This is a genomic window from uncultured Legionella sp. (assembly GCF_937871865.1).
Taxonomy (GTDB): domain Bacteria; phylum Pseudomonadota; class Gammaproteobacteria; order Legionellales; family Legionellaceae; genus Legionella.
Window position 1 is genome coordinate 1 of the sequence record NZ_CALMPD010000123.1, and the last position, 8,612, is coordinate 8,612.

The window sequence follows — 8,612 nt, forward strand, 5'->3', positions numbered from 1 at the left end:
CCCAACAATACTGAATTTTAATTGGCTTAAAACGGTATTGTCTTTATTCATAATATTTAATGAATAATCACCTATTTGTTGTGTTGGTAAAGAGTAGTTAGTCCCTTGTTCTTCAATAGTAAATGCATTAGTACTTACTATCGATGATTGGATGATTGATTGATACTGATAGGTACCATCAGCTTTTTTAACCAATGTTGTTACTGGGTGCAGAGACACCAGCTGTATTTTTAAATCTGCAATGTGCTCTTTACTGAGCTGAGGATTGATTGCGATAAAATCAATCGTTCTGCTGCTGTTTTGCTTGATGAAAGATAAATCGCCATCAGCTTTATAACCGACAAAGTAGGGTAGCGGACTAATCAGCGCTTTTGATTGAGTGGTCACACTGCGGCCACCATCGGCTTCAAAGCCTTCTGCAAAGAAGGTCAGTTGATACGTTGCTTTATCAAATCGTTCAAGATTTAAATCGAACTCTGTCTGGCCTTGATCGTCGGTTTTCAAATCGCTCAAGCTTTCGGTAAATACTTTGGGTGGTTTTTTCGGATCGAATAAAGGATCAGCAAAGGTATAATCAGGAAATTCGTCAAAACTTACTTCTTGAGGAGTAAGTAAAATTTTGGCACTGATTTTCCTATCTGTTGCCGGAGCACCGTACAAATTCCATAAGCTAACTTGTGCTTTTAATCCGGTTGGTGAACTCCACCCGTCTGTTGGCTTTGGAATCAGGCTAGAACTTATTTTCATTCTATCCGGCTGGAACTCGGATACTTTTATACTGGTAGAGCCTAACAGATTTTGGGCATGGCCGTCTTTTACCAGGAACAGATTCACCATATATTGACCTGTAGGTGAGGTTGCTGCCGTGGTAAAATCCAGTTCCATATAACCACTATCATTCAAAATGAGTTTTTCATCTTTGATCGTTGTTCCTCTGGCATCAACTACAGTAGCTTGTAGAGGTAATCCTGCGGGTTGAGATTGTGCGTAAGCTTGTTTTACTATCATTCCGACTTGTACTGTGTCGCCAGGTCTATAGATGCCTCTGTCGGAGAACAGATAAGCACTTAAACTTTGTAAGTCCTGGTTGTAGGTATAGATGCCACCAATATCAAATTTGGAAAAATTCAATTGTCGGTTGTAGTTGTTGAATGGAATAAAAGATACATCGTTATTCAGGTTTGCCAGATAAACAATAGGCTCTCTATCGTCTACGAAATCTCTCAACGAGGGAAAATTTACTCTTCCCTGAGCATCGCTGATGCGAGTTAAAATGGGTAAACCATTTTTGCCTAGCACTGTAACGCTGGCCCCCACAACGGGAGTGCCTTGAGTAATTGAGTTGATAAATACATCATGGCTGCCATCATTGTTATCTTTGACTATCATCCCCATATCAGTAACTAGAATCAGACGGCTTGCTTTAACGTCCAGTGCGTATTTACCTTCGACATCCCAACCTGTCGCCTGTAATAAAAAGAGACCTTGAGGCCCTGATGAGTTGGTATCTACAGTTAAATATTTACTTAAATCAAGAGCCGTATATTGCTGTTTGGTTAAATCAGAGCTGTCGAATTGTTGAATATCTGAAAAAATTTGACTGATGTTTTGTTGATTGAATGTGGGATTGATAAAATAGGGATTGTTAAAATCACCTTGAGTCTGGGTCACCAGCTGATTGATATTACCAGGCAAAACCCGGGCAAAATCAAATTTTACTGCAGGTACTCCTCTGATAAGTACGGATAGTTTTTTCTCCCCACTTAATGCTAACAGCGATCCTTTATGCAAGAAGCTGATTTCTTTGGGGTATTCTGGTACAGGAATTACTGCAGCGTAATCGGTGTTTAAGTTAAAATCACCAAAGCCTTTCATTCCTTTATCAATTTTAATGTAAATATAGCGGGGCGTTTGTGCTGCGAATTTAAAACTATGAAGAGATGAGTAATTCTGTTCAGTGGGTATTGCTACTTTGGACAAGGGGGTCGCCAGAGCCAGGATATTGTTAGTCACCTCGCCTGGGTTCTGCCACTGATAATTCGTTTTTGCAGCCTCAATAGAGGTCGCGGGGTAGTCTTGTGGCAGTAAGTAAACATGAACGGATTTATTAAAATCGGCTTCATTCACACCTAGACTGGTTTCTACAGTCAGTACCTGTTCTGGTCTGTCTTTGTCGTTTCTAATGATTGATGCTGATGTGGAGAGTACTTTCATAAAATTACTGGCATCTGGAATCAAAAGATTCTGGCTGAGGTTGTTGCCTAAATCGGCTGAATCTGTAGATGAGCGAATGTTTTTGCCTAAGGTTAAAACCAGTAACCGTGCTGTTTGTTTTATCTTGATGTCATCTGAATGAAGATAAGCGGTACGTTTATGTTCATCATAGGTATATGAAAATTTCAGGTTTTCAGTGTCTTTAGAATTCTGCTGTTGTGAATGAAAGAGTAAAGAGGTGTTTTTTTCCAGTGATTGTGGATTAACAGGAAAATTAAATTGAATAGTAGCCACTGCATTTCGATGTTCTGAATTGACTGGATCTTGATAAAATCTGAAGTCGGTGATCGATGCTTCAAAGGGCTTGGTGGAAAACGAAAAATCATAACCACCCATTTTTACAGTAGGCGCAAAAAATTCTTTTGAGAAGTGTATTGTGTATTTTTGATTGGCAGGCCAGTCTTCTGATGGAACAAATATCAACTGGCTGTCACTATTCCAGCTCCATTCACCAGGAATTTTGGGGGATATTTCTATTCCATCAGTGACCGTTTTTCCAATTAAATTAATAGGAGCTACTGATTGAGTAACAAAATCATTAGTTTTTATACCAAAATCAATGATAAGGTTATTAGGAACAAGCGTTTCTTCATTTGCGGTAATACCCGGAGCCGTAATTGATGCAGTAACATAGACTGGTTTGGGAAGACTATTGTACCAGTGCGCGCCATAAGTGGCTGCGGCAATTAATGCGATGATGAAGGCAGTGAAACCCCAAAAAAGTTTGGGAGATTTTTTAGCTTTTTGCTGTAAATTGGTTAACCAAGGCGGGCTATTCCAGTTGATCTTACCGAAAATAGAAGTAAAAGCTGACCCTATAACTTTTAAAATTGAAGAAACTGGATTTTTGTTCATGATGTTAATTTATCCCACTTGGACTTGAAGTTTGTTGAACGGGCAATTTTGTTCCAAATATTGCCTTTTTGATTTAAATTGACTCTTTTGGCGTCCGATTCCGTGTAATCAATATAGAAATTGGATATAATTCGACCTTTATGATACATCATATCGATTATGAAGAAAATAATTAAGACTTTAAGCATAATCTTTGTTTTACTATTTGTCAGTGGCTTGGTCCTATTATTTTTTTCGCCCAAACCTTTACTGTTGAATGAGACCAGTTTTTCAACTGCTGTTTATGACGATCATCATCAATTATTGCGATTAACTTTGAGTAAGGATGATAAATACCGTCTATATACTCCTCTGTCCCAGATTTCTCCGCAGTTAATAGAAGCTACCTTATTACAAGAGGATCAATATTTTCGTTGGCATACAGGCATTAACCCTTTATCTTTATTTAAAGCGGTTTGGCATACTTATATAGCCAAGTCTCGTCGTGTTGGAGCTTCTACTATTACCATGCAGGTGGCCAGGCTTCGATTCGGAATTAATTCAAAACACGTCTCTGGAAAGTTCTGGCAGATCATCAGAGCAATCCAGTTGGAAATGCATTACTCCAAGGATGAAATTCTTGGGGCTTATCTTAATCTGGCGCCTTATGGCGGAAATGTAGAAGGTGTGGGGGCTGCCAGCCTCGTTTATTTTGACAAGCCAGTAAGCAACATCAGCTTACCTGAAGCGTTGACCTTGAGTATTATTCCCCAAAACCCTGGAAAAAGAGTACCGGGGAATAGTGATTTGAAATCCATCAGAGATCATCTCTATGCCAGATGGCTTGTCCATCACCCGGAAGACATCGATAAAAAGGAAACTTTTGGATTGCCATTAGTGATGCAAACTACTCGCGGTTTACCTTTTAGTGCACCACATTTGGTGAATATGGTATTAAATGATTCCTCTATTCATCAACAATCAATTGATACTACTTTGGATTCCAGAGTCCAGGTGATTCTTAACCGTATCACCAGAAATTATTTAGCCCGAAAAAAATCTATTGGTGTTTACAATGCCTCCGTATTGTTGGTCGATACACGCGATATGGGAGTAAAAGGCTTACTCGGTTCGGCTGATTTTTTTAATAAAAATATTAGTGGTCAGATTAATGCTGTAGAAACCAAACGTTCACCAGGTTCTACGTTAAAACCATTTATTTATGGTTTGGCTTTGGATCAGGGCTTAATTCATCCTAATACAGTACTTAAAGACGTACCTCATAGTTTTAACGGATACAATCCTGAAAATTTTGATTATGATTTTATGGGGCCAGTTAAAGCAAAAGATGCACTAGTCTTAAGTAGAAACATTCCTGCTATTTATCTTTCCAGTCAGTTAAATAATCCCACGTTGCATCAATTATTGGAAAAGGCACAAGTTAGTCATTTGAGATCAGAATCGTTCTATGGCTTGTCTTTGAATCTTGGTGGTGTTGAGCTGACCATGAGGGAGTTGGTGAGTTTGTATGCCATGTTAGTTAATGACGGCATGTGGTCACCTGTTCGCCTCTATAAAGAGGAACCTAAAACAGATGGGCGGAGATTACTGAGTCCAGAAGCCAGTTTTCTTGTTTTAGATATGCTAAAAAAGACTCCCGGTGGTGATTCTGGAAACAAAGACTACTCTAATTTCCCTGTATCCTGGAAAACAGGCACTTCATCTGGTTACCGAGATGCCTGGTCTGTGGGCTCTTTTGGCCCATATATTCTGGCCGTGTGGATTGGTAATTTTGATAATAAAGCAAACCCCGCTTTTGTAGGAAAGGATATCGCGGCACCTTTATTTTTTGAATTAATTGATGCGATAAAACATGAACGGGGACCGCTTCAGATTTTGTCTAAAAAACCTGAAACAATGAATCTTGAGAAGGTAGAAGTATGCAAGGCTTCGGGTATGTTGCCTACTCGCTATTGCCTTGATACTGAGTGGACCTGGTTTATACCTGGGAAGTCGCCGATTAAAACAGATACAATTTTCAGAGAGGTAGCAATCAATAATCGAACGGGATTACGTACTTGCCATATTGATGAGAATACTCGTTTTGAAATATTCGAATTCTGGCCTTCAGATTTATTGAAAATATATAAGCGCGCAGGGATACAACGGCGTACCCCTCCATTTTTTGAACCCGAGTGTGCTTTAGCCGGGAGAGGGGGGATTAACCCGCAAATTACTTCACCACAAGCGGGAATTAGCTACATTGTCAGAGCTAATACGAGGCTTAATAATAAAATACCCCTGACTGCAGTTACCGATGCCGGAATAGCACATGTCTATTGGTTCATTAATGAAGCCTTTGTGGCAAAAACTCAATCTGATGAAACGTTTCTCTGGGATGCCAAGCCCGGTAAATATGTAGTACGTGTTGTGGATGATCATGGTTTATCTGATGCAAGGGACATTACTATTCAATTGGATACTTGATTGCAAGATGGGAGGGCTGCACTTCGTTTAGCCCAGCCTCAATCAATTGAAATGCAATTCCCTTATCATCTGATGAAACGTTTCTGTCATTTATACTGGATTTAATTGTGCCTGTACTTCAGCTGGTTCTTCATAAGGTTGTTTAGAAAACTCACTGGGAATCCAGCCTACCATGAGAGTACCGCGATATAAGAGCTGCAGTAGGAATATCGCTTTACACACTTCAGTGTCAGTTGCTGTGCAAATACTGCCATTAAAAAGGAGTGTAATGGCCAGCCCTAATTGGGCAGACGAAATACCAAATTGCACTAAATGGATTGCCTTTTCAGGAAGTACAGTATCTGCTCGAAATAATGAATAGAGCGACGTAATAGATTGAGCCAGTTTCGTCGGTATCTCTCCTGCAGGTGAAAATGTTTCCAGACTCGAACCTATTACTTCGGTTCCTGCATTAATGCGCTCTGCATTTCTATGACCGGTAGAAGAGGCGTAGGGTTTTACTCCCAGGCAATCAGTCATTGTTTTTAAGCAGTCGGTTAACCATTGAGGCATATTCATCCTTTTATGTTAAGTAGTTGAAATCACGTATGTAACGACCCAATAAGCAGCGAAATTATTCCTTTTCTCCATTATCTGAACAAGTGGCGGTAATTCGATACTTATTGATATGTTCCACACGTATAGGACCTTATCATATTGAATAAAGTTTACAAGTAATGTGATCTTCCCTACGAAAAGACTTGAATTCTACTGTTTTTCTCTTATTTTTCAAAATACTAAGAACCAATCATCAATCAAATTAAACCTTATATTGGTGGAAACACTTGCTTTTAACTTGTCTCCAAGTCCATAATTTCACGCTGAAAATACTTTATAAGGCCCCTTAATCAGAATCATTTTTTGCGATGTCCCCATCATCATTCCTTAATATTGACACAATTATAATGGAAACGGAGATCTTAAAGGGAGAAAAGCGATGAAAAGAAAACTAGAATCAAATAGTAATTTGAGTTTTTTTTAAAAATTTAAAACATCCGATGAATCTAATCGCGATTTAGGTCATAAGCTAATTCTTGCTGCTTCAGCTTATACTGGGAAGTTAATGCATATTTCAAGTAGTGGGTATTATGTATCCTATTCCTTTTTATACACCGCAGCAAATGATTTTATTTTAAATTTTTGTGACACCATCGGCGAAATCCCTGCCCCAATAAAGCAAGCAGTCGCAGAAAAATTTATCTCATCCCAAACAAAGACCGCACCGAATGATCAGAGAAATAGTGGCGATCAACCCCATTTATGTTGTTGGGATTTTTGTTTTCTAGCTCTAAAAGATATCGGATTGGTATCAGAAAAACAGCTTAATGACCTTTGTTATATTATCTACAAAATTAATGAAAAAAGCCTGACGAACGAAGTCGAAATGACACTTGCACATGCTCTTTTTAAAGAATCTTTAGATAACTATAGACAGTTTTCCACGGATTCATTACCTGCGCCTGGAGATTTTTTATTGTTCCAGAAAAACCATGCTTCGCGTCCTTATCATTGCTCCATCAGCACCGATAATAAAGGCGGATTCATAGAGCTGAATGATAATGAATGCGTCAAACGAGGTAATTTTACAAAAAGTTGTACGCTACAGAAAAATTGGACCTGGGATCCGGAGGAGGATGACGAAATGTGGGCCCCTGAAAGGGTATACTACGTCCCAGTCAGTGAGGTTTCTCGAAATATTCAACATTTTATTGAAACCCATCAAAATATTCTGGCACTGAAAAATACTGAACCCAAAAAAACTGAAGATACCTTGCTTGCTGATCTTGCGAAAACTCAATACGAAGATTTAGTATCAGATGTGCAATGGTGTAATTCTATGATTTTATGATTTCGTGTTTCTCAACGAGCAAAAAAATTTTATTAGAATTCAACTCTGGTCCTCCATAATCTGGGAACTAAATAATCGGGCGCATCACTGGCATGGAATAGAGTTTTTTTATTTCATCAAAATTGCACCCGAAAATACAATTCACTGCGGTGTCAACATCATAGTGCCTCTCATCACAGTTTTCATATAGTATTTTGAAATTAATTTATTGCTACTTTTTATCTATCATTCATAGTGTTACTCTTCTCATTTTATAGAGGCGGGACTTACTTCATTATATGAGCGCCATTTTAGTACCAACCAAACGAATTTTATCTCTTGATGTATTTCGTGGTTTAACTATTGTTTTAATGATTTTAGTTAATAGCCAGGGAAATCAGTATGCATACCCAATTTTAGAACATGCACAATGGAATGGCTGTACTTTGGCTGATTTAGTATTTCCATTTTTTTTATTTATTGTTGGATTGACTAGTGTTATCAGTTTAAATAAAAGTAAAGGACTGCATGATAAATCAGAAATTTATCGGGGCGTTTTTAAGCGAAGTATTCTTTTGTTTGTTCTCGGACTCATTTTAAATATATTTCCTCACTTTACTATAGATATCCATACGATCAGAGTTTATGGGGTATTACAGCGGATTGCGGTGTGTTATCTGATCTGCAGCTTTATTTATTTGAACACAACCATTAAAGCGCAATCCTTGATATTCCTGGGCATTTTATGGGGCTATTGGTTTGTGATGACCTTGGTTCCTGTACCAGGTTACGGAACAAACCAATTAACTATGGATGCGAGTTGGGTTTCTTATTTGGATCAGCTCATTTTTTCGAAATACCATTTATTGGCTAAGACTTATGACCCCGAAGGTTTTTTTAGTACTCTTCCCTCTGTAGCAACAACTTTATCTGGTGTTTTAACCGGCAGCTTATTGTTGCATTCCATGTCCAGTCAAAAGAAATGTTTTGTTATGTTTTTAGTGGGAGGGATTTTTCTTTTATTGGGTTGGATATGGGATTTCAGTTTTCCTATTAATAAGAATTTGTGGAGCAGTTCTTTTGTCCTATGGTCCAGTGGATTGGCTCTGATTACATTTGCTTTTTGTTATTTAATTATTGATATTTTGAA

Annotated in this window: 5 protein-coding genes; 3 read left to right on the forward strand and 2 right to left on the reverse strand. The window is 38.3% G+C overall.

The window, feature by feature from the left end:
- Positions 1-3,129: MG2 domain-containing protein (locus Q0495_RS06560; RefSeq protein ID WP_298624263.1), on the reverse strand; the 3,129-nt coding region annotated here is incomplete at its 3' end.
- Positions 3,130-3,288: 159 nt separating this feature from the next.
- Here Q0495_RS06560 and pbpC point away from each other — a divergent pair.
- Positions 3,289-5,595 (forward strand): penicillin-binding protein 1C, encoded by a 2,307-nt coding sequence (gene pbpC / locus Q0495_RS06565; RefSeq protein WP_298624264.1) that lies wholly within the window; start codon positions 3,289-3,291, stop codon positions 5,593-5,595.
- Between the two features lie 90 nt (positions 5,596-5,685).
- Here the strand turns inward: pbpC and Q0495_RS06570 are convergent, their stop codons facing one another.
- Positions 5,686-6,147 (reverse strand): hypothetical protein, encoded by a 462-nt coding sequence (locus Q0495_RS06570; protein WP_298624265.1) that lies wholly within the window; start codon positions 6,145-6,147, stop codon positions 5,686-5,688.
- 550 nt (positions 6,148-6,697) lie between these two features.
- Here Q0495_RS06570 and Q0495_RS06575 point away from each other — a divergent pair.
- Positions 6,698-7,483 (forward strand): hypothetical protein, encoded by a 786-nt coding sequence (locus Q0495_RS06575; RefSeq protein ID WP_298624266.1) that lies wholly within the window; start codon positions 6,698-6,700, stop codon positions 7,481-7,483.
- A gap of 278 nt (positions 7,484-7,761) precedes the next feature.
- Positions 7,762-8,612 (forward strand): acyltransferase family protein (locus Q0495_RS06580; RefSeq protein ID WP_298624267.1); only part of this gene is annotated, 851 nt, incomplete at its 3' end.